Source organism: Ancylobacter aquaticus (assembly GCF_004339465.1).
Lineage (GTDB): Bacteria > Pseudomonadota > Alphaproteobacteria > Rhizobiales > Xanthobacteraceae > Ancylobacter > Ancylobacter aquaticus.
On record NZ_SMFY01000003.1, the window covers coordinates 241,916 to 261,779 of the forward strand.

Sequence of the window (19,864 nt, forward strand, 5' to 3'; positions counted from 1 at the left end):
GACCTTGCAACTCGGAGCACGAGAGATGGCGAAGACTTCGCAGGCGATCCTGGCGCTCGCCGGCATCGACAAAACCTATGACGGCGCGGTCCGGCCGGCGCTTGACCGGATTTCCCTCACCGTGGCGCCCGGCGAGTTCTTCTCCATCCTCGGGCCGAGCGGCTCGGGAAAGACCACGCTGCTGCGCATGATCGCCGGTTTCGAGCGGCCCGATGTCGGGCGCGTGCTCATGGACGGCGCGGACATCACCGATGTCCCGCCGTTCCGCCGCGACGTGCGTACCGTGTTCCAGTCCTATGCGCTTTTCCCGCATATGAGCGTGCTGGAAAACGTCGCCTATCCCCTGCGCATGGCCGGCGCGCGCAAGGCCGAGCGTCTCGCCAAGGCGCGCGACTGCCTCGCGCTCGTCAGCATGGGCGATTTCGCCGCCCGGCTGCCGCACCAGCTTTCCGGCGGCCAGCGCCAGCGCGTGGCTCTCGCCCGCGCCATTGTCTGCCGGCCGCGCGTGCTGCTGCTCGACGAGCCGCTCGGCGCGCTCGACCTGCGGCTGCGCCAGCAGATGCAGCACATGCTGGTCTCGCTGCAGCGCGAGCTCGGCATCGCCTTCGTCTATGTCACCCACGACCAGGGCGAGGCGCTGTCCATGTCCGACCGGGTGGCTGTCATGAGCGAGGGGCGGATCGCCCAGCTTGGCACGCCGCGCGAGATCTATTTCGACCCGGCGTCCGAATTCGTCGCCCAGTTCGTCGGCCGCTCCAACCTGCTGCCGATCGAGGGTGCGCCCCATGAGGGAAGTCTCACCGCGCTTCTGGGGGGGCGGGCGCTGCCCGGGGTCATGGTGCCGCGCTCCGGCCCGGCGCGGATGGCGATCCGCTTTGAATGCGTGCGCCTTGCCGATGCCGCCGCCCCCGCCGACCCGACGGGCGGCGAGGCCTGCATGCTCGACGGCACGGTGGAGGATGTGCTGTTCCTCGGCAATGCTCTGGAGGTAAATGTGCGCTGCGGCGACCACAATATCATCGCCGCCGTGCCCACCATGGGCGGCGAGGGCTTCGTCCCTGGCCGCCCGGTGCGGGTGCTGTTCGACCCCGGCCAGGCGACGGTGTTCCATGGCTGATATCGCCTCTGACATGTCCCTTTCCGCAACCCGCCCCCTCCGCTTCCTCAAGCTCAGCATCCTCGGCTGGCCGGTCTATGCCTGGTTCATCGCCCTCGTGCTGGTGCCGAACCTGCTGCTCATCGGCACCAGCTTCCTGCGGACCTCGAATGGCTTCATCGTCTTCGATCCGTCCATCGCCAGCTATGTCAGGCTGTGGAAGTCGTCGAGCTTCCAGTTCCTGCTGCTGAAGACGCTCGCCACAAGCTTCGGGGCGGCGGCCATCGGCTGCCTCATCGCCTATCCCATGGCCTATTATGCCGCGCGGGTGGTGCAGAAGAACCGTTCGGTGCTGGTGCTTCTGGTCATCATCCCGCTGTGGATCAGCCTGCTGATGCGGGTCTTCGCCTGGCGGATGATTCTTGGCCAGAACGGCATCCTGAACTCGGCGCTGGTCGGCAGCGGCCTTCTCGACCAGCCGAGCGAGGCCTTCCTCTATACCGGCTTCTCGGTACTGCTGACCTATACCTACATCGCGATTCCCTTCTGCTTCATCGCCATCTTCACCGCGCTGGAGAAAATTCCGCACGCGCTGATCGAGGCCTCGCAGGACAGCGGCGCCTCTTCCTGGCAGACCTTCCGCCATGTGGTGTGGCCGCTCTCGCGGCCAAGCGTCGCCATCGGCTTCGCGCTCGCCTTCCTGATGACGGTGGGCGATTACGTCACCCCTTCCATGGTTGGCGGCATTGACGGCACGATGATCGGCATGGTGATCGCCTCGCAGTTCGGCATCGCCAATAACTGGCCCTATGGCTCCGCCATCGCGGTGTGCCTGATGGTCAGCGTCGGCCTCATTCTGGCGCTGGTGCTGTGGGCGGGACAGACCAAGGGCGTGCTGACGGGCGACGAGGGCGCCCGTCCCCCGGTGGCGTCGCGCCGGCTCACCTCCGGCCAGCGCCTGTTGCGGGCGGGCGCGATGGTGCTGTTCGCGCTGCCCTATCTCTTCCTCTACGCCCCGCTCGCCATCATGGTGCTGATGTCGTTCAACGATTCCTCGGTGCAGGCCTTTCCCCTCAGCGGGGCGACGCTGCGCTGGTACGCCGAGCTGGCGGGGAACCAGGCGATGCTGGAGGCGGTGCAGCGCAGCCTCATTGTCGGCTTCTGCGTCGTGCTGGTCTCAGGCGTGGCGGCGACCGGCTTCGCCTTCGCGCTGCATTATGGCCGGGTGCGGCGGGCGCGCTTCTTCGAGTTCGCGCTGGCGATCCCGGTGGCGATTCCCGGCGTCGTGCTCGGCATCGTCATGGTGCTGGCGACGCAGCTGGCGCAGATCCCTTCTGGCGTCGGGCGCATCGTCATCGGCCAGGCGAGTTTCGTCATGCCTGTTATGCTGATGATCATCCTCGCCCGGCTGCGCCGGCTGGATGGGGCGCTGCTGGAAGCCTCGATGGATTCAGGCGCCAATCACTGGCAGAGCTTCGTCCATGTGCTGTTCCCCTCGATAAGGGGTGCGATCATCGGCGGCGCGCTGCTCGGGTTCACGCTGTCGGCCGACGACGTGATGGTGACGCTTTTCCTCGCCGGCACCTCGCCGACCCTGCCGATCTGGGTGTGGAACCAGATGCGCTTCGGCTTCACCCCCTCGGTCAACGCCATCTTCACCCTGGTGGGGGTGGGCTCGCTGCTGGCGATCCTGGTCTGCAACCGGCTGATCTTCCACGCCCAGACGCGCGGCCGGTCCGCCGAGGGATAGCCGGCGAGAGCCCTTCCCCGATCAGGCGGGATCACCTGATCGGGGAAGAAATGCTCTTTAATCAATAGGCGGGAACATTTTCTCGTCGCGAAAGTCTGTCAACTTTCGGGGAAAATGCTCTAGCGCGTCACCCGCACGGAGGCGAAGCGGCCGACCACGGCGCCGCCGCAGCGCTCTGCCGCGAGCGCGGAGGCGCGGGCGGCGGGCAAGCGGGGCTCGCCGTCCTTGCGAAAGGCGGCCTCCGGCGCCGGGCGCTGCTGGCGCGAAAGCGTCTGCAGCAGCGATTTCAGCCGCCGGTTCTCCGCCTGCAGTTCCTTCATCTCCATCACCGCCGCCTCGTCCAGCCCGCCAAAGCGTCGGCGCCAGCGGTAGAAGGTGCGCAGCGACACCTGCGCGGTGCGGCAGATCTCGGGGATCGACACGCCGGCATCGGCCTCGCGGATGAGGTGGAGAATTTCGCTGTCGGTGAACTGCGAACGTCGCATCGGCTCGTCCTCAGGCTTCGCACACGGATGGATCTTCGCGAACAGTCCCGTACCCACGCGCTTTGGCGCGGCCGCCGCCCCGCCGCCCGCATCGGCTGGCGCACATAATTTCAGCGTGCGCTTCTCATGGGCAGCACTATAGACCCGGGACCCGCCGAGGTGAATGCACTTTCTCGGGTTCCATGCCGTGCCTTCGCGCGAACGCTTGGCGCGCCTTGCTGGGCGCTGCTCCCCGCCGCCGCGCGGGGCGCCCGCCGCCGCGCCTTCCGCCCGGCCGCGGCCCGTGGCCTGGCACCCTCACAGGGAACTTTCTGGCAATCCTGACAGAAAGCCCTGCCCGGGCCGTTCTCTGGCGCCGCTTTGGGCAGGGCTGAACATTATATGAAGTTGCGCCGGCGGCCCGCCTCCACACAATCCCCGCACCTTCCGAACATTGAGGTGTGGTCCATGGTCAACATCACGCGGCGTTCCCTCCTTCAGGCCAGCGGCCTTGCCGCCGTCGGGCTGGCCTCCCCGCTCAGTGCCCCCGCCTTCCTGCGCAACGCGCAGGCGCAGTCCGGCCCGGTCAAGCTCGGCTGCCTGTTCTCCTCCTCCGGCACCATGGCCAATCTCGAAGGCCGGCTGAACCATGTCGTCCGGATGGCCGCCGACGAGATCAACGCCAAGGGCGGGGTGAACGGGCGCACTATCGACGTGCTGGTCTCCGATCCCGCCTCCGACTGGCCGCTCTACGCCCAGTCCGCCAAGCAGATGCTGCAGCAGGAGAAGGTGTCCGCCCTGTTCGGCTGCTGGACCTCGGTGTCGCGCAAGACCGTGCTGCCGGTGGTGGAACAGGAGAACGGCCTGCTCTATTACCCCCTGCATTTCGAGGGCGACGAGAACTCCAAGAACGTCGTCTATGTGAACTCGCCCCCGGCCAGCTCGGTGCTGCCGGCGGTGGATTATCTGATGGGAGAGGAAGGCGTTTCCGCCAAGCGCTTCTTCATGCTCGGCTCGGACTATGTGTGGCCGCGCACCATCAACAAGCAGCTCAAGGGCTACTGGAAGTCCAAGGGCATCCCGGAGAGCGCCTGGAAGGAAGAATATGTCCCCTTCGGCTTCTCCAACTTCCAGACGCTGGTCAACCAGATCCGCGCCTTTGCCGATGAAGGCGGCGGCCAGCCGGTGGTGGTGCTTACCGTGGTCGGCAATTCGATCCCGGATTTCATGCGCGAATTCGCCAATCAGGGCATTCTCGCCACCGACATTCCGGTGCTCGGCCTTGACATGGTGGAGGCCGACCTCGAAGGCCTCGACACCGCCAAGCTGGTTGGCCACCTCAATTGCTGGGCCTATCTGCAGAACGCCAAGGGCCCTGCCAATGAGGCGTTCCTGAAGAACTGGGCCGCCAATGTGAAGGCCAAGAGCGTGCCGTTCTCCGGCACGGTGTCGATCGACCCGATGGTGTCGGCCTACGACTCGGTGCATCTGTGGGCGATGGCGGCGGCGAAGGCCGGTTCCTTCGACGTGCCGGAAGTCACCAAGGCCTTTGCCGGCCTTACCTTCGATTGCCCCTCGGGCTACACCATCTCGATGACCGGCGAGAATAACTATGTCGCGCGCGGCGTGTTCATCGGGTCGGTGAACGACGCGCAGGGCTTCGACATTCTCTGGCAGTCCAAGGACACGCCCAAGCCCGTGCCCTTCAGCCCCTATGGCTGAATAGGCCGTGTCCGGCACGCCGTCATCCCGGCCGCAGCCGGAGGCGGCGCGCCGGGATCGCCTACCCTCTCCTTGGCCGATCCCCGGATATGGCCTTTCGGCCAATCCGGGATGACGCCGGGGTAGACTGTCACAACCGCGTTTCACCTGCCGCTCGTCGCTTTCCACCGCCGCGAATGGCCGCTTGAGTTCCCGATGAAGCTGGCGCGTTTCGCTCTCCTTCTTGCTGGCCTTCTGGCCGGCGGCCCGTTCCTCGCCCCTGCGGCGGGGGCGCAGGCGCTCGACCGTGCCGGCCTCATCGGCAATCTGTGCGGCAATGCGGGCGCGATGGGCGAGGCGGCGAGCGTGCTCACCGGCCTCGCCATGTCGGGCGACGATGCCGACCGTGCTTTCGCGGCCCCGCTGGCCCGCGCGGTGATCGACCGCAAGCTCGCCTGCGACGATGCCGGCGCCGTGCTGACCGAGAGCGGTCTCGACGCCGTCACCCGGACGCCGCGCGCGGCGGCGGGAGAGGCGCGCACCCCCGTTCTCAGCCTGAAGAACCGCGCTGTCTATGAGCTTGCCGACGCGGCACTGGCCCTGCGCGCAGCGCCCACCGTCACCCAGCGTGCGGCGGCGCTAAAGACGCTGGAGCGCCGGCCGGCGCTGATTCCCGAGGGGCTGCTCGACATCGCCGCCGAGGCGGAAACCGATGCCGGCCTGAAGGTTGAGATCGAAACCCTCGCCCAGACCGCCGCGCTCAACGCCGCCGATCCCGCCGCGCGCATCCGGGCGCTGGCGCGCATTGCCGACAATCCGAGCCGGCGCGCGCTCACCCAGATCAGCGCGCTCACCGCCGATCCCGCCTATGTCGCCAACCCCGATTTCCGCGCGGCGGTGGATTCCGCCACGGCCCGCGTCGAGCGCGGCATCGCCCTCGGCGACGTGCTGGCGACGCTCTATAACGGCCTGAGCTTCGCCTCCATCCTGTTCATGGCGGCGATCGGCCTCGCCATCATCTTCGGGCTGATGGGCGTCATCAACCTCGCCCAGGGCGAGCTGATCATGATCGGCGCCTATGTCACCTGGCTGGTGCAGCAGGGGCTGCGCATCGTGGCACCCTCGCTGCTCGACTGGTATCTGGTGCTCGCCATCCCCGTCGCCTTCCTCGTCACCGCCGCCATCGGCATCGCGCTGGAGGCCAGCCTGTTGCGCCATCTCTACAAGCGTCCGCTGATGAGCCTGCTCGCCACCTGGGCGGTCAGCCTGTTTCTGATGAATCTGGTGCGCGTGGTGTTCGGCACCCAGAACCTGCAATTCGAGACGCCGTTCTATGTCACCGGCGGCGTGCCTGTGATCGGCGACTTCATCTTCACCTGGAACCGCATGTTCGCGATTGTCTTCGCCGTGGTGACGCTGGCGCTGACCTGGGGGCTGGTGCGGCGCACGCCGTTCGGCCTCAACATTCGCGCCGTCACGCAGAACCGCGAAATGGCGGCCTGCATCGGCATCCCGACCCGGCGGGTGGACATGATGGCCTTCGGCCTCGGCTCCGGCCTCGCCGGTCTGGCGGGCCTCGCTCTGTCGCCGATCTACAGCGTCAACCCGCAAATGGGCCAGAACTTCATCATCGACGCCTTCATGGTGGTGGTGCTGGGCGGGGTCGGCACCATCGCTGGCACGGTAGTCGCGGCGCTCGGCATCGGCCAGATCAACGTGCTGATCGAGCCGCTCTGGGGCGCGGTGGCGGCGAAGGTGATCGTGCTTTTGATGATCATCGCTTTCCTGCAATGGCGGCCCGAGGGCCTATTCGCCGTCAAGGGGCGCCGCAAATGAGCCGCATCGGTCCCACGAGCCCCATCGCCCTCCTCATCGGCCTCATCGTTCTCGTCGCGGCGGTCATGGCGGGGCTGTCGGGAACCGAACTCGCCCTGTCGCGCTACCTCGCCAACGCCATCGGCCAGCTTGCCGCCTTCGCCGTGCTGGCGATCTCGCTGGATCTCATCTGGGGCTATCTCGGTATTCTCTCGCTCGGCCACGGGCTGTTCTTCGCGCTGGGCGGTTATTTCATCGCCATGTACCTGCTCAAGCATTCCTTTGAAACCACGGGCACGGTGCCGGACTTTCTGCAGTTCATGGGCTGGAAGGATTTTCCTTTCTACTGGGCAGGATTCGAGTTCTTCCCCTATGCGCTGATTGCCGCCGTGGTCGCCACCACGCTGATCGCGGGCGTGTTTGGCTATGTGTCCTTCCGCTCGCGGGTGGGCGGCGTATACTTTGCCATCATCACGCAGGCGCTGGTCTACGTCGCCATGCTGCTGATGTTCCGCAACGACACCGGCTTCGGCGGCAATAACGGCATGACCGGCTTCACGGTCCTGCTCGGTTGGCCGATGGGCACATCCGGCATGATCACGGCGCTGGCCGTCGCCTCGCTTCTGGTGCTGGCGCTTGTGCTGGCGGGCTGCCGGTGGCTGGTCGGCAGCCGCTTCGGCGCGCTGATGCTGGCCACAAGGGACGATGAAACCCGCCTGCGGACGATGGGTTACGAGACGGTGCGGCTCAAGCTCATCGTCTGGTGCCTCTCCGCCGTCATCGCCATGCTGGCGGGCATGCTCTACGTCCCCCAGGTCGGCATCATCAATCCCCGCGTGCTCTCGCCCGAGCTGTCGCTCGAAATCGCGGTCTGGGTCGCCATTGGCGGGCGTGGGCATCTCGTGGGCGCGGTGGTCGGCGCGCTTCTGGTCAATGCGGTGAAGTTCTGGCTGTCCTTCGCCGCGCCGGACATCTGGCCGTTCATCCTGTCGGGGCTCATCGTCCTGGTGGTATTGGTCTTCCCCAACGGCTTGATGGATCTGGCGAAATTCAAGCTGGTGCGCCCCATGGGGGCGAAGCGGATCGCCGCCGATATAGGCGAGGCGCGACCATGAGCCTGACCGCCCTTCTCGTCGACGGCCTCACCGTCCGCTTCGGCAGCTTCCGCGCCCTGGACGATCTCTCGCTCGCCATCGACTATGGCGAGGTGCGCGCCATTATCGGCCCCAACGGCGCCGGCAAGACGACGCTGCTCGACGTCATTTCCGGCATCACCCGGCCGAAGCAGGGGCGAGTGCTCTTTGACGGTGCCACCGACCTCACTGGTCTAAGCGAAGCCGCCATCGCCCGCGCGGGACTGCGCCGAAAGTTTCAAAAGCCGAGTGTTTTCGAGGGGTTGAGTGTTCGACAGCATATTGTCATCGGCGCCGATGTCGGCTTCCGTGCCCGTCTCGACGCCCCCGCACTGGAGGATCGCGTCAGTGAGGTGCTGGAAACGGTGGGGCTCGTCGACCAGTCCAGCCGGCTGGCCGGGGAACTCAGCCACGGCCAGAAGCAATGGCTGGAGATTGGCATGGTGCTGGCCTCCGACCCCAAGGTGCTGATGCTCGACGAGCCGGTCGCCGGCCTCACCGATGAGGAGACCGAGCGCACGGCCGCACTGGTTCGCGCGCTCAAGCGACCGGACCGCGCGATTGTGGTGGTGGAGCACGACATGGATTTCGTCGAGCGCATCGCCGACCGTGTCACCGTGCTGCATGAGGGGCGCACGCTGTTCGAGGGATCGATGGACAAAGTCCGCGCCGACGCGGCGGTGGTCGAGGTCTATCTGGGGCGATGAGCATGCGGTTTGCGGTGGAAGCCCTCGATCAGCATTACGGCTCGGCGCAGGTGCTGCGCCAGATCGGTTTCGAGATCGCGCCCGGCGAATGCCTGGCCGTGCTCGGGCGCAACGGCGCCGGCAAGTCGACCCTGCTGAAATGCCTCATGGGCCTTCTGGCGCCGAGCGCCGGGCGGGTGATGATCGACGGTGCCGACGCGACCGCCTGGTCGCCCCACAGACGCTCGCGCGCCGGCCTCGCCTATGTGCCGCAGGGGCGCGAGATCTTCTCCGAGTTGACGGTCGGCGAGAATGTCGAGGCCGCCGCCCGCGCCCACGGTACATTCGGCACGGCGGCCATGGACGAAGCGGTCGACCTGTTCCCGGTTCTGCGGGAGATGTGGAGGCGCCCAGGTGGCGCGCTCTCGGGCGGTCAGCAGCAGCAACTCGCGCTCGCCCGTGCCCTCGTCACCCAGCCAAAGCTGTTGATCCTCGACGAGCCCACGGAGGGCATCCAGCCGAACATAGTCGCCCTGATCGGCGAGGTGCTGCGGGCGCTGAAGGGCCGGCTCTCGATTCTGCTGGTGGAGCAATATCTCGACTTCGCCATCGACACCGCCGACGCTTTCATCATCCTCTCGCGTGGCGCGGTGGCCGAGACCGGCCGTGCCGAGACGATGACGCGCGAGCACCTCTCCCGCTTCATCGCCGTCTGAACCCGTTTCCGCCGTCCAGCTCAGGAGTTCCCCATGTCGCGCCGCTTCGAAATCCCCGCCACGCCGGAGAACATGGTGCTGGGCTATCTCGACAGCACCACGCCCCCGGTGCTGGAGGTGGCCTCGGGAGACGTGGTGACGCTGCATTCCTTCCCCGCTGGCGGCAAGGAGACGCTGCCGGACAATTTGCCGGTTCCGGCCGACTACATGGCCGCGCTCGACACGCTGCCGCCGGGGCCGGGGCCCCATTTCATCACCGGCCCGGTCTATGTGCAGGGCGCCCAGCCAGGCGACACGCTGCAGGTGGACATTCTCGACGTGAAGGTGCGCCAGGACTGGGGCTTCGTCTCGATCCTGCCGCTGCTTGGCACGCTGCCGGACGAGTTCACCGACTACGAGACCATCCACCCCGTGGTCGACCACGCCAAAAATGTCTGCGTGATGCCGTGGGGCACGGAAATTCCGCTCGACCCGTTCTTCGGCATCATCGCCACCGCCCCGCCGCCGGCCTGGGGTCGCTGCGGTTCGCCGGTGCCGCGCGCCTTTGGCGGCAACATGGACAACAAGGAACTGCGCGCTGGCACCACGCTCTATCTGCCGGTGTTCAACGAGGGCGCGCTGTTCTTCGCCGGCGATGGGCATGGCGTGCAGGGCGATGGCGAGGTGTGTATTACCGCGCTGGAAACCGGCGTCACCGGCACGTTTCGCCTCACTTTGCGCAAGGACATGCGACTCGACTGGCCCTTTGCCGAGAGTGCCACGCACCTGATGTCGATCGGCCTCGACGAGGATCTCGACGACGCCGCCAAGCAGGCGACGCGCGAAATGGTCAAGCATGTATGCGAGCGCACCAACCTCTCGCGCAACCAGGCCTACATGCTGTGCTCGCTGGCGGGAAACCTGCGGGTGACGCAGATGGTGGACGGTAACAAGGGCGTCCACATGCTGCTGGCCAAATCGCTGCTCTGAAGGCGCCTCAACCCGCCGAGATCGAGACGGCCCGACCGCGCCCGCGGCCGGGCCGTTTTGTGATTGGGCGCCCACATTCTGAAAGTGGAGCGGCGGCCCAACCCCGCCGGGCGCATCGAAAAGGGTCATTCTTCCCTCCTGCCGCCGCCGGCTTAGGCGAAGGTCGCGTGCGTTCAGCGGATATGGCGATTCAGGCATGCCGCCCGGTGCGCCCTCTCGGAAGCCTCCCCCGGCCCGCGCCGTCTCGCGCGCGGCGGGGGCGGTGAAAACGGCGGAACCGCACGGTTTCTACCTGAGTGTAGTTATAAAATAGGCGCGCCTATTTATTGATCAATAACGACTTCTGTCGCCTCGCGACGGACCAGACGCGCGGTATTCCGTGCCCCGCCCTTCCGGCGATTTCACGCTTGCGGCGGTGGCTGCCCTTGCCGGTGTGCCCTTAAAAGGGCCGCACAGCAGAACTCAAACCATTGAAAAATAATGAATTTATTCTCTTCTGGGCTGGTTGGCCGGCACCCTTGGTGCCGCTTGGCATGCGGTTTGCGGAAGCCAGGGAGTACCCCTCGGGCGAATCCGGCAGATGCCTGAGGGCTGATGCGGCCGCGTGGGGAACGAATCGTTCGTCAGCGCGGCGATGTCTTGAGGAGGAACCATGAAGCTTCCGGTGAGTGCCAGCGAGAGTTTCGTCGAGTTCGCCGGCGTCCAGAAGAGCTATGACGGAGAGGTGCTGGTGGTGAAGGACCTCAGCCTGCGCATCCGTCGCGGCGAGTTCCTCACCATGCTGGGGCCATCGGGCTCGGGCAAGACGACGACGCTGATGATGCTCGCCGGCTTCGAGACGCCGACCTCCGGCGACATCATGCTCGACGGCGCCCGCATCGATTCCCTGCCGCCTGAGAAGCGCAATATCGGCATGGTGTTCCAGAATTACGCGCTGTTTCCCCATATGAGCGTGGCGCAGAATGTCGGCTATCCCCTGAAAGTGCGGGGACGGCCGAAGGCGGAGATCACGGAGCGCGTCGCCAAGGCGCTCGACATGGTGCACCTCGGCAGTTTTGCCGCGCGCATGCCGGGCCAGCTCTCCGGCGGCCAGCAGCAGCGCGTGGCGCTTGCCCGGGCGCTGGTGTTCGAGCCCAAGCTGGTGCTGATGGACGAGCCCCTCGGCGCGCTCGACAAGCAGCTGCGCGAGCACATGCAGATGGAAATCCGCCATCTGCATGAGCGCCTCGGCATCACCGTGGTCTATGTCACCCACGACCAGAGCGAGGCGCTGACCATGTCGGACCGCGTCGCCGTGTTCAATGCCGGCATCATCCAGCAGGTCGCCCCGCCGGCCGAACTGTATGAAAGCCCCGCCAATTCCTTCGTCGCCCAGTTCATCGGCGAGAACAACCGGCTTCCCGGCCGCATCGAGGCGGCAAACGGCACGCTGTGCTCGGTCGTGCTCGCCAATGGCGATGTCGTTACCGCCACCCTCACCGATGCGGCGCGGGTGGGCGAGGAATGCCTGCTCTCGATCCGTCCCGAACGGGTCAAGATCGCCCCGCCTGGCGGTCCGCTCGACAACCATTTCGAGGCAGTGGTCGCCGAGATGATCTACCTCGGAGACCATGTGCGCGTTCGCTGCGTGCTTGATAGCGGCGCCGATATGGTCGTGAAAATCGGCAATGTCGAGGACCGGCCGGTCTTCGCTGTCGGCTCCCGCATACCGCTGGGATGGCGCGCGCAGGATTGCCGCGCCCTTGATGCGGCCTGACGCCTGACCCCAGACGCCTCCCGCCAACCGATCCAAAGGGAAAGTCCATGCAGATGAAGTCGCTCGTGCCGCTCAAGTCGCTGACGTTGACCCTCTCCGCGCTCGCGTTCTCCGCGACCTGCGGCACGGCCTTCGCGGCGGACAGCCTCACCATCACCTCCTGGGGAGGCGCCTACCAGACCAGCCAGGAAGAGGCCTATTACAAGCCCTACACGGCCAAGACCGGCACCAAGATCGTCCAGGAAGAGTATAACGGCGAGGCCGCGCGCATCCGCGCCATGGTCGAATCCGGCAACACGACCTGGGATGCCGTCGATGTCGACGCCGCCACCGCCCAGCAGGGCTGCGACGAGGGGTTCCTGACGCCGATCGACTATTCCAAATTCGGAGGCGAGGCAGCCTTCGTGAAGGGCTCGACCTTCGAGTGCGGCATCCCGACCATCATCTATTCGACGATCTACGCCTATGACGCCGACAAGATTAAGGACGGCCCGACCACCCTTGCCGGCCTGTTCGACACCAAGAAATGGCCCGGCAAGCGCTCGCTGCAGAAGACGCCCTTCGGCAATCTCGAATTCGCGCTGATGGCCGACGGCGTGCCCGCCGACAAGGTCTATGAGACGCTGAAGACCAAGGAAGGCGTCGATCGCGCCTTCAAAAAGCTCGACACCATCAAGGGCGACATCGTGTGGTGGGAGGCCGGCGCCCAGCCGCCGCAGCTTCTCGCCTCGGGCGAAGTGGTGATGGCGACCGCCTGGAACGGACGCATCTTCAACGCCAACAAGGTGGACAAGAAGAACTTCAAGATCGTCTGGGACGGCCAACTGCTCGACTACGATCTGTGGGCGATTCCCAAGGGCGTGAAGGACCTCGACGCGGTCTACAAGTTCATCGAATTCGCCTCCAGCCCCGAGGCGCAGGCGGAGCAGACCAAGTACATCTCCTATGGCCCGGCGCTGCTCGCCGCCACCCCGCTGGTCTCGCCCGACATCCTCAAGGACCTTCCGACCGCGCCCGACAATGCCAAGACCGCGCTCGCCAACGATCCGGTCTTCTGGGGCGACAACAAGGAAGAGCTGCTGAAGCGCTTCAACACCTGGATCGCGCAGTGATCGCGGGCGTCGCGGGGGCGCATCCCCGCCGCGCCACGATGTGACCGGCCGGCCCCTGCGGGGGCGGGCCGGAAATGGCGGCCGGGGCTCTCGGTGTCCCGGCCGGAAACCGATCGCGCTGCCGTCCGTCGGACGGACGGCGCGGCACCAGCCGAGGGGGATCTCGACATGGCCGTGACCGCTCTGGAAGGCGATGCCGGACCCGATGTGGACCGCACCTCGCTCAAGACCAAGCTCAGGCGCGCCGAGCGCGTCAATCGCGTGCGCTCCTTCTCGCTTGTCGCTCCGCTGCTGCTGTTCGTGCTGGCGGTGTTCGCGCTGCCGATCGGGCTGATGCTGGTGCGTTCGGTCGAGAATACCGAGGTCCGCGAGACCATGCCCCGCACCATCGCGGCGTTGGACGGATGGGACGGCCAGGCCACCCCCGGCGAGGACGTTTTCGCGGCCTTTGCCGAGGATCTGGTGCAGACGCAGAAGGAACGGACCACCGCGCTGGTCGGCAAGCGCATCAACTACGAGGTGCCGGGCGCCCGCTCGCGCTTTCTCAAGGCCGGTCGGCTGATCGACGCCGGCGGCGGTGGGCCGTGGGGGGAGAAGTTCATAGCCAGCGATCCCGAATGGGGATCGGTGGAGTTCTGGGCGATCATGAAGCGGGCGGGCAACACGCTGACGCCCTATTATCTGCTCACCTCGCTCGACCTGCGCCAGGACGCGGAAGGCGCCATCAGCCGCAATGCCCCCGACCAGTCGATCTTCATCGACATCTTCATCCGTACGATCTGGATCAGCCTGCTGGTGACGCTGGCGACCTTGGTGCTCGGCTATCCCGTGGCGCATCTGCTGGCGATCCTGCCGCCGGCCCGAGCCAATGTGCTGATGATCCTTGTGCTGCTACCCTTTACCACCTCGATCCTGGTGCGGACCACCGCGTGGATCGTGCTGCTCCAGAGCAATGGCGTGCTCAACGACATCCTGCTGGCGCTGAACCTGACCACCGAGCGGGTGCAGCTGATCTTCAACCGTTTCGGCACCGTGCTGGCGATGACGCATATCCAGCTGCCCTTCACCATCCTGCCGATCTATTCGGTGATGAAGTCGATCCCCGCCTCGCATCTGCGGGCCGCGCGCTCGCTGGGCGCCGGGCCGCTGACCGCTTTCGTCTCCGTCTACATGCCGCAGACCCTGCCGGGCGTCGGCGCCGGCTGCCTGCTCACCTTCATCCTGTCGCTCGGCTACTACATCACCCCGGCGCTGGTCGGCGGGCCGCAGGACCAGATGGTCAGCTATTTCGTCGCGCTCTACACCAATCGCGAGATGAACTGGGGGCAGGCCTCGGCGCTCGGCGCCATCTTGCTGCTGATAACTCTGGCGCTCTATGCGCTGTTTAATCGTGTCGTCGGAATCGACAAGGTAAAGCTGGGCTGATCAACATGCTGGCACCCTCTTATGCGACGCCGCGCGAAAAGCTCTTCTACTTCTTCTTCGCTCTTTTTTGCGGCGTGGTTTTCCTGTTCCTGATCGGCCCGATCCTGGTGATCATGCCGCTTTCATTTTCCAGTGAGCCCTGGTTCACCTATCCGCTGCCGGGCCTCAGCCTGCGCTGGTATATCGACTTCTTTACCGACGAGCGCTGGCGCATCGCGCTGCAGAACAGCGGCATCGTCGCGGTGTTCGCCACACTGATCGCCACCGGGCTCGGCACGCTCGCCGCGCTCGGCCTGTCGCGGGGCAATGTGCCCTTTGCCGGGCTTATCCTGTCGATCCTGATCTCGCCGATGATCGTGCCTGTGGTGATCGTGGCGGTGGCGATGTTCTTCGGCTTCGCCGCCGTGGGGCTGAACAATACCTATCTCGGCCTCATTCTGGCCCATGCCATTCTCGGCACGCCCTTTGTCGTCATCACCGTGACCGCGACGCTCACCGGCTTCGACCGCACGCTGACCCGCGCCGCCGCCTCGCTCGGCGCCTCGCCCTGGACGGCGTTCCGCACCATTACCCTGCCGTTGATCGCTCCGGGCGTGACGTCCGGCGCGCTGTTCGCATTCGTCACCTCCTGGGACGAGGTGGTGGTGGCGCTGTTCCTCGCCAGCCCGGACCAGCGCACCCTGCCGCGCCAGATGTTCTCCGGCATTCGCGAGCAGATCTCGCCGACCATCACCGCCGCCGCCACGCTGCTGGTCATCTTCGCGGCGCTGCTGATGCTGACGCTGGAGCTGCTGCGGCGGCGCTCGGAACGCCTGCGCGGCACCGGGGCCTGACGCGGCGCGCCGTCAGCGGTCGAAAGTTTCGCGCAGCCGGTCCCATTTCAGCCGGGCCTTCACCGCCAGCGGCCAGGCGGCATGGCCGAGGATCGGCCGGATGCGGGTGACGGGGAGGTCGAGCGCCTCCCGTCCGCCGCCGGTGGCGTGCCGCGCCAGCATGCGGCCGGTCGCTGTCGCCATGGCAACGCCGCGGCCATTATAGCCGAGCCCGATGGTAAGCCCCGGCTCCGGTTCGTGCAGATGCGGCAGGACATCCCGGGTGACGGCGACCTGTCCGTTCCAGCGATGGGTCCATTCCACCGCCTTCAGCACCGGGAACAGCCGGGTGGCATGATCCACCAGCGCGCGAAAATCCTCCGGCGCGGTGGCCGGCCGCAGCAGGCTGCGCCCGCCCATGATGAAGCGGCCGGCATCGTCGAGACGGTAATACGCATAGGACGACGACATCTCGTAGAGCACGACGCCGTTCGGCATGATGGGCGCCGCAAGATCGGGCGGCAGAGGCTCGGTGGCGGTGATCGAGGAATAGACCGGGACCACGCTGCGCCGCAGCCCCGGCCAGAGATCGTCGCTATAGCCATTGGTGGCGAGGATCACCCGCTCGGCCCGCACAAGGCCGGTCGGCGTGGAAAGCTCCCACCCCCCGGCGCTGCGGGCGAGCCGGGTGGCCGGCGTGCCGGTGAAAAGGCGGGCGCCCGCCTTCTGTGCCGCCCTGGCGAGGCCGCGGCAATAGGCGAGCGGGTTCACCTGCCCGCCGCGCCGGTCATGGGCGCCGAGAAGATAGTCGCCGGTGCCGGTAAGGCAGGCCATCTCCTTGCGCTCGGCGATCACCACATCGGCGCCCCGGCCCACCCATTGGCGCTGGAAGTCGCGCACATCCGCAGCCACACGCGCGGACAAGGCCGCGCGCAACGTGCCGCCACGCCGGGGGGCACAGTCGATGCCGTGGCGGGCGATGAGATCGAACACGAGGGCAGGGGCCTGATCGCCGAGGCGCACCATCCGCCCGCCGAGATCGGCGCCGAAAGTACGTTCCAGCTCGTCCGGTTCCCATTTGAGACCCGGATTGACCTGCCCGCCATTGCGCCCCGAAGCGCCCCAGCCGATCTGGCTGGCTTCCAGCACGACGGTGTCGACGCCGGCCTCGGCGAGATGCAGCGCGGCGGAGAGGCCGGTGAAGCCGCCGCCGACGATCACGACCTGCGCGGTGATGTCGCCTGCAAGGGCAGCGGTCTCCGGCGGCGGGGGCGCCGTTTGCCGATAGAGCGAACGCGGCATGGGGCGACGGGCAAGGGTCTCGACCATCAGAGGTCTCCGCTCGGGGGTGACATCCTCACAGTCCGGCCATGGGGCGCGGGCGCGAGCCGTCGAAGAAGCGCGACAGGCGGTAGGGCTGCGGGTCGGCGATCGGCCGGGCGCCGGTGACGAGATCGGCGACCAGATGGCCGGCGCCCGGCCCGATGCCGAAGCCGTGGCCGGAGAAGCCGGCGGCGACGACAAGGCCGGACACCGTGTCGACAGGGGAAATGACCGGCACCGCATCCGGCGTTGCGTCGATGAAGCCGGCCCAGCTCTGCACCATCCGCGCTCCCGCGAAGGCGGGGAAGCGTCGCTGAAGCGCTGCGAATGCCTCTGCGAGATAATGGTTGTCCGGGGCAGGATCGAGCACCCGCACCGCCTCGTAGACCGAAGGTTCATCGAAGGTGCGCCGCGCGCGCTCCCGCCATTCGGTGACGAAGCGCGGGCCGAGGCGCAGCCGGACCGAGGCGAATTCCATCCGCAATGCGGGCAGGAAGTCGAAGGCGAAGCGGAAACTGTCCGGCACGATCGGCACCACGTTCACATGGCCGTTGGCGATGGTGTAGCCGCCATCCTCCCGGCGCCGGAAGGCGAAATCATGGTCCCACAGCGCCGGTGTCGGGCCGCCCGCCACTGGCGAGGTGCGCAGCACGCTGGCGCGCACCTTCAACTGCGGCAGGTCGATGCCGACATCGCGCAGGATGCGCCGGGTCCACGCCCCGCCGGCGACCACGACATGGGGCGTGGCGATTCGCCCGCGCTCGGTGATAGCGGCGATCACCTTTCCACCGCCGGTCTCGACGCCCCGCACCGCGCAATCGGTGAGGATGAGGGCGCCGCGCCGGCGCGCCGCCTCGGCGATGGCAGGCGCAGCCCGCTGCGGTTCCGCCCGTCCGTCGGAGGAGCACCAGAGCGCGGCGGGCGGGGGCCGGGTATCGCCGGGCATATGGTGCGCGAGCGCTGCGCCGGAGAGCATCTCGGCCTGAATGCCCGCCCCGGCGGCGTCCCTCACCCAGTCGGCGAAGGAGGCCTCCTTCTTCGCGTCATTGGCGGCGAAGAGAATGCCTGTGGTGGTGAAGCCGGTGGAGGCGCCGATATGCGCGTCCATGCCGCGCCACAGGCGCAGCGCCTCGCGGATCAGCTCGAACTCGCGCGGGTCACGCTTGGCCTGCCGGCACCAGCCCCAGTTGCGGCTGGATTGTTCGCCGGCAATGTGCCCCTTCTCGCAGAGAACGACCTTGAGGCCGCGTTCGGCGAGATAGAGCGCGCTGGTGGTGCCGATTATGCCACCTCCGACGATCACCACATCGGCGTCGGGCGGGCAGGTGGGGTCGGAAGCGACGGGTACGACCTGGGGTCCCATAGGGGCTAACTCGAACGGGGTAAGAACGCCCCGTCCTGCACACGCACAGCCGGGGCTCCAAGGTTAGCAAAAGCGGTGCCAGTGGCGATGGCTCATTTCGCGCCATGCCCAATCGCGGCACCCTTGCCACCCGTTCGCGCCTCAGAACCCCATCGCTGCGCCGTCGCTGCGGGGGTCATTCGCCCCCTCCAGCCGCCCATCGGACTGGCGCACGATGGCCCCGGCATGGCCCATCATGGCGTCGAAGGGCGCCACCGTCTCCACCTCGTGCCCAGCCGCGCGCAGCGCGTCGACGAGAGCCGGCGGGAAGCGGTCCTCCAGCTTCAGCGACACCGTTTCCGCGCCCCAGGTGCGCCCCAGAAGCCAACGCGGCGCGGTGATCGCCGCCTGCAGCTCCTGCCCGAACATCGCGTAGCGCGAGAACAGCGCGGCCTGCGTCTGCGGCTGACCCTCGCCACCCATGGTGCCGTAGACCATGTGACGGCCGTCCTCGAACTGCGCCATGGCCGGGTTAAGGGTGTGGAACGGCTTGCGGCCGGGCGCCAGCACGCGGGGGCTCTCGCCTTTGAGGGCGAAGCTTGAGCCGCGATTCTGCCAGACGATGCCGGTTTGCGGCAGCACGACGCCGGAGCCGAACTCGAAATAGATGCTCTGGATGAAGCTGACCGCCAGCCCGTTGCCGTCAATGGCGCCGAGCCAGACCGTGTCGCCGGCCGACGGCGGCGCCGGCCAGGGCAGGGCGCGCGCGGGGTCGATGCGGGCGGCAAGGTCGTCGAGCGCGGTATCGGTCAGCCAGTCGCGCGGATCGCCGGTCATCGCGTCGGGATCGCCGATGAGGCAGTCGCGCACCAGAAAAGCCTGCTTGGTCGCCTCAACCAGTCCGTGCAGATGCGCGAAATCCTCGCCCTCCCTCACGCGGAGCCGGCTGAACAGAGCGAGGATCATGAGCGAGGCCAGCCCCTGCGTCGGCGGGGGGAAATTGTAGAGCCGCATGCCCGGAAGCTTCACCGACAGCGGCGCCACCCGGCTGGCCCGGCAGCCGGCGAGGTCTTCCAGTGTCACCGGCGAGCCGGCGGCCGCTAGATCATGGGCGATCTCGCGCGCCAGGGCGCCGCGATAGAAGCTCTCGGTGCCCTCATTGCCCAGCCGGTGCAGGGTCTCGCCCAGCGCCGGCAGCTTCAGGGTCGATCCGGTCGCCGGGGCGGCGCCGTTCACCAGGAAGGTGTCGGCGAAGCCCGAGACGTGGCCCAATTCGGGGCGCTTCTCCGCCGTCAGTTCGCTCTGGCTGGCGGTGACGGCGAAGCCGTTGCGGGCGTGCCAGACCGCGTCTTCGACGAGGCGCGACAGCGGTAGCCTGCCGCCGCGCTCGACGCTCAGCGCCAGCGCCTCGCCCCAACCGGCGATGGTGCCGGCGGTAGTGTTGGCAGCAAGCGGCCCGCGCTGGGGGATCGCCTCATGCCCGGCGTCGAAATAAAGCTCCGGGCTCGCCGCCCTCGCGGCCCGGCTGCAGGCGTCGATGGCGACGGGCTCCTCGCCCGGCGCGCCGATCAGCCAGAATCCGTCGCCGCCGATGGCGGTCATGTGGGGATAGACGACAGCGAGCGCCGCCGCCATGGCCATGGTCGCTTCCACCGCATTGCCGCCCTCGCGCAGCACGCGCAGCCCCGCCTCGCTGGCGAGATGGTGCGGCGATGTCACCATGCCACGGCGGGCACGAACGGTATTCAGCATGTCACGGAACTC

The 19,864-nt window shown here is 67.2% G+C and carries 16 protein-coding genes; 12 read left to right on the forward strand and 4 right to left on the reverse strand.

What is annotated here, in order from left to right; all coding sequences use genetic code 11:
- Positions 1–25 precede the first annotated feature (25 nt).
- Complete coding sequence (locus EV667_RS17115; protein WP_131836558.1) at positions 26–1,117, forward strand: ABC transporter ATP-binding protein; 1,092 nt, start codon at positions 26–28, stop codon at positions 1,115–1,117.
- Positions 1,110–2,846, forward strand: coding sequence for an ABC transporter permease subunit (locus EV667_RS17120; protein WP_131836559.1), 1,737 nt, complete (start codon positions 1,110–1,112; stop codon positions 2,844–2,846). Before EV667_RS17115 ends, EV667_RS17120 begins: the two co-directional genes overlap by 8 nt.
- Before the next feature lie 119 nt (positions 2,847–2,965).
- Here the strand turns inward: EV667_RS17120 and EV667_RS17125 are convergent, their stop codons facing one another.
- Positions 2,966–3,331, reverse strand: coding sequence for a transposase (locus EV667_RS17125; RefSeq protein ID WP_131836560.1), 366 nt, complete (start codon positions 3,329–3,331; stop codon positions 2,966–2,968).
- A gap of 447 nt (positions 3,332–3,778) precedes the next feature.
- Between EV667_RS17125 and EV667_RS17130 the strand changes: the two genes are divergently transcribed.
- The 10 genes from EV667_RS17130 (at position 3,779) to EV667_RS17175 (ending at position 15,456) form a co-directional block, all read left to right on the forward strand.
- The gene (locus tag EV667_RS17130) at positions 3,779–5,032 is read left to right on the forward strand and encodes an urea ABC transporter substrate-binding protein (protein ID WP_131836561.1); all 1,254 of its coding nucleotides are present in this window, start codon (positions 3,779–3,781) and stop codon (positions 5,030–5,032) included.
- A 195-nt stretch (positions 5,033–5,227) separates the two neighbouring features.
- Positions 5,228–6,847 (forward strand): urea ABC transporter permease subunit UrtB, encoded by a 1,620-nt coding sequence (gene urtB / locus EV667_RS17135; protein ID WP_131836562.1) that lies wholly within the window; start codon positions 5,228–5,230, stop codon positions 6,845–6,847.
- Positions 6,844–7,941: an urea ABC transporter permease subunit UrtC gene (urtC, locus tag EV667_RS17140; protein WP_131836563.1), complete on the forward strand. Its 1,098-nt coding sequence runs from the start codon at positions 6,844–6,846 to the stop codon at positions 7,939–7,941. Before urtB ends, urtC begins: the two co-directional genes overlap by 4 nt.
- The gene (urtD, locus tag EV667_RS17145) at positions 7,938–8,666 is read left to right on the forward strand and encodes an urea ABC transporter ATP-binding protein UrtD (protein WP_131836564.1); all 729 of its coding nucleotides are present in this window, start codon (positions 7,938–7,940) and stop codon (positions 8,664–8,666) included. Before urtC ends, urtD begins: the two co-directional genes overlap by 4 nt.
- Complete coding sequence (gene urtE, locus EV667_RS17150) at positions 8,663–9,361, forward strand: urea ABC transporter ATP-binding subunit UrtE (protein WP_131836565.1); 699 nt, start codon at positions 8,663–8,665, stop codon at positions 9,359–9,361. The genes urtD and urtE overlap by 4 nt, the downstream gene beginning before the upstream one ends.
- Positions 9,362–9,394: 33 nt before the next feature.
- Complete coding sequence (locus EV667_RS17155) at positions 9,395–10,330, forward strand: acetamidase/formamidase family protein (protein WP_131836566.1); 936 nt, start codon at positions 9,395–9,397, stop codon at positions 10,328–10,330.
- Positions 10,331–10,982: 652 nt separating this feature from the next.
- Positions 10,983–12,086, forward strand: a complete 1,104-nt coding sequence (locus EV667_RS17160; RefSeq protein ID WP_131836567.1) for an ABC transporter ATP-binding protein — start codon at positions 10,983–10,985, stop codon at positions 12,084–12,086.
- A 53-nt stretch (positions 12,087–12,139) separates the two neighbouring features.
- Positions 12,140–13,198, forward strand: a complete 1,059-nt coding sequence (locus EV667_RS17165; protein ID WP_425359043.1) for an ABC transporter substrate-binding protein — start codon at positions 12,140–12,142, stop codon at positions 13,196–13,198.
- Positions 13,199–13,366: 168 nt separating this feature from the next.
- Positions 13,367–14,623 (forward strand): ABC transporter permease, encoded by a 1,257-nt coding sequence (locus tag EV667_RS17170; protein WP_131836568.1) that lies wholly within the window; start codon positions 13,367–13,369, stop codon positions 14,621–14,623.
- 5 nt (positions 14,624–14,628) lie between these two features.
- Positions 14,629–15,456, forward strand: coding sequence for an ABC transporter permease (locus EV667_RS17175; RefSeq protein ID WP_131836569.1), 828 nt, complete (start codon positions 14,629–14,631; stop codon positions 15,454–15,456).
- A gap of 12 nt (positions 15,457–15,468) precedes the next feature.
- Here EV667_RS17175 and EV667_RS17180 read toward each other — a convergent pair whose 3' ends face one another.
- From EV667_RS17180 to EV667_RS17190, 3 genes are all read right to left on the reverse strand, one after another.
- A complete protein-coding gene (locus EV667_RS17180) occupies positions 15,469–16,764 on the reverse strand; it encodes an NAD(P)/FAD-dependent oxidoreductase (protein ID WP_131836570.1) in 1,296 nt (431 codons plus the stop codon).
- A gap of 28 nt (positions 16,765–16,792) precedes the next feature.
- Complete coding sequence (locus EV667_RS17185) at positions 16,793–18,121, reverse strand: NAD(P)/FAD-dependent oxidoreductase (RefSeq protein ID WP_131836571.1); 1,329 nt, start codon at positions 18,119–18,121, stop codon at positions 16,793–16,795.
- A 141-nt stretch (positions 18,122–18,262) separates the two neighbouring features.
- The gene (locus tag EV667_RS17190) at positions 18,263–19,852 is read right to left on the reverse strand and encodes a gamma-glutamyltransferase family protein (protein ID WP_131836572.1); all 1,590 of its coding nucleotides are present in this window, start codon (positions 19,850–19,852) and stop codon (positions 18,263–18,265) included.
- Positions 19,853–19,864: the final 12 nt, after the last annotated feature.

Coding starts and splice junctions, on each gene's coding strand:
- EV667_RS17115 (WP_131836558.1), top strand. CDS start 26: ATGGCGAAGACTTCGCAGGCGATCCTGGCGCTCGCCGGCATCGACAAA.
- EV667_RS17120 (WP_131836559.1), top strand. CDS start 1,110: ATGGCTGATATCGCCTCTGACATGTCCCTTTCCGCAACCCGCCCCCTC.
- EV667_RS17125 (WP_131836560.1), bottom strand. CDS start 3,331: ATGCGACGTTCGCAGTTCACCGACAGCGAAATTCTCCACCTCATCCGC.
- EV667_RS17130 (WP_131836561.1), top strand. CDS start 3,779: ATGGTCAACATCACGCGGCGTTCCCTCCTTCAGGCCAGCGGCCTTGCC.
- urtB (WP_131836562.1), top strand. CDS start 5,228: ATGAAGCTGGCGCGTTTCGCTCTCCTTCTTGCTGGCCTTCTGGCCGGC.
- urtC (WP_131836563.1), top strand. CDS start 6,844: ATGAGCCGCATCGGTCCCACGAGCCCCATCGCCCTCCTCATCGGCCTC.
- urtD (WP_131836564.1), top strand. CDS start 7,938: ATGAGCCTGACCGCCCTTCTCGTCGACGGCCTCACCGTCCGCTTCGGC.
- urtE (WP_131836565.1), top strand. CDS start 8,663: ATGAGCATGCGGTTTGCGGTGGAAGCCCTCGATCAGCATTACGGCTCG.
- EV667_RS17155 (WP_131836566.1), top strand. CDS start 9,395: ATGTCGCGCCGCTTCGAAATCCCCGCCACGCCGGAGAACATGGTGCTG.
- EV667_RS17160 (WP_131836567.1), top strand. CDS start 10,983: ATGAAGCTTCCGGTGAGTGCCAGCGAGAGTTTCGTCGAGTTCGCCGGC.
- EV667_RS17165 (WP_425359043.1), top strand. CDS start 12,140: ATGAAGTCGCTCGTGCCGCTCAAGTCGCTGACGTTGACCCTCTCCGCG.
- EV667_RS17170 (WP_131836568.1), top strand. CDS start 13,367: ATGGCCGTGACCGCTCTGGAAGGCGATGCCGGACCCGATGTGGACCGC.
- EV667_RS17175 (WP_131836569.1), top strand. CDS start 14,629: ATGCTGGCACCCTCTTATGCGACGCCGCGCGAAAAGCTCTTCTACTTC.
- EV667_RS17180 (WP_131836570.1), bottom strand. CDS start 16,764: ATGGTCGAGACCCTTGCCCGTCGCCCCATGCCGCGTTCGCTCTATCGG.
- EV667_RS17185 (WP_131836571.1), bottom strand. CDS start 18,121: ATGGGACCCCAGGTCGTACCCGTCGCTTCCGACCCCACCTGCCCGCCC.
- EV667_RS17190 (WP_131836572.1), bottom strand. CDS start 19,852: ATGCTGAATACCGTTCGTGCCCGCCGTGGCATGGTGACATCGCCGCAC.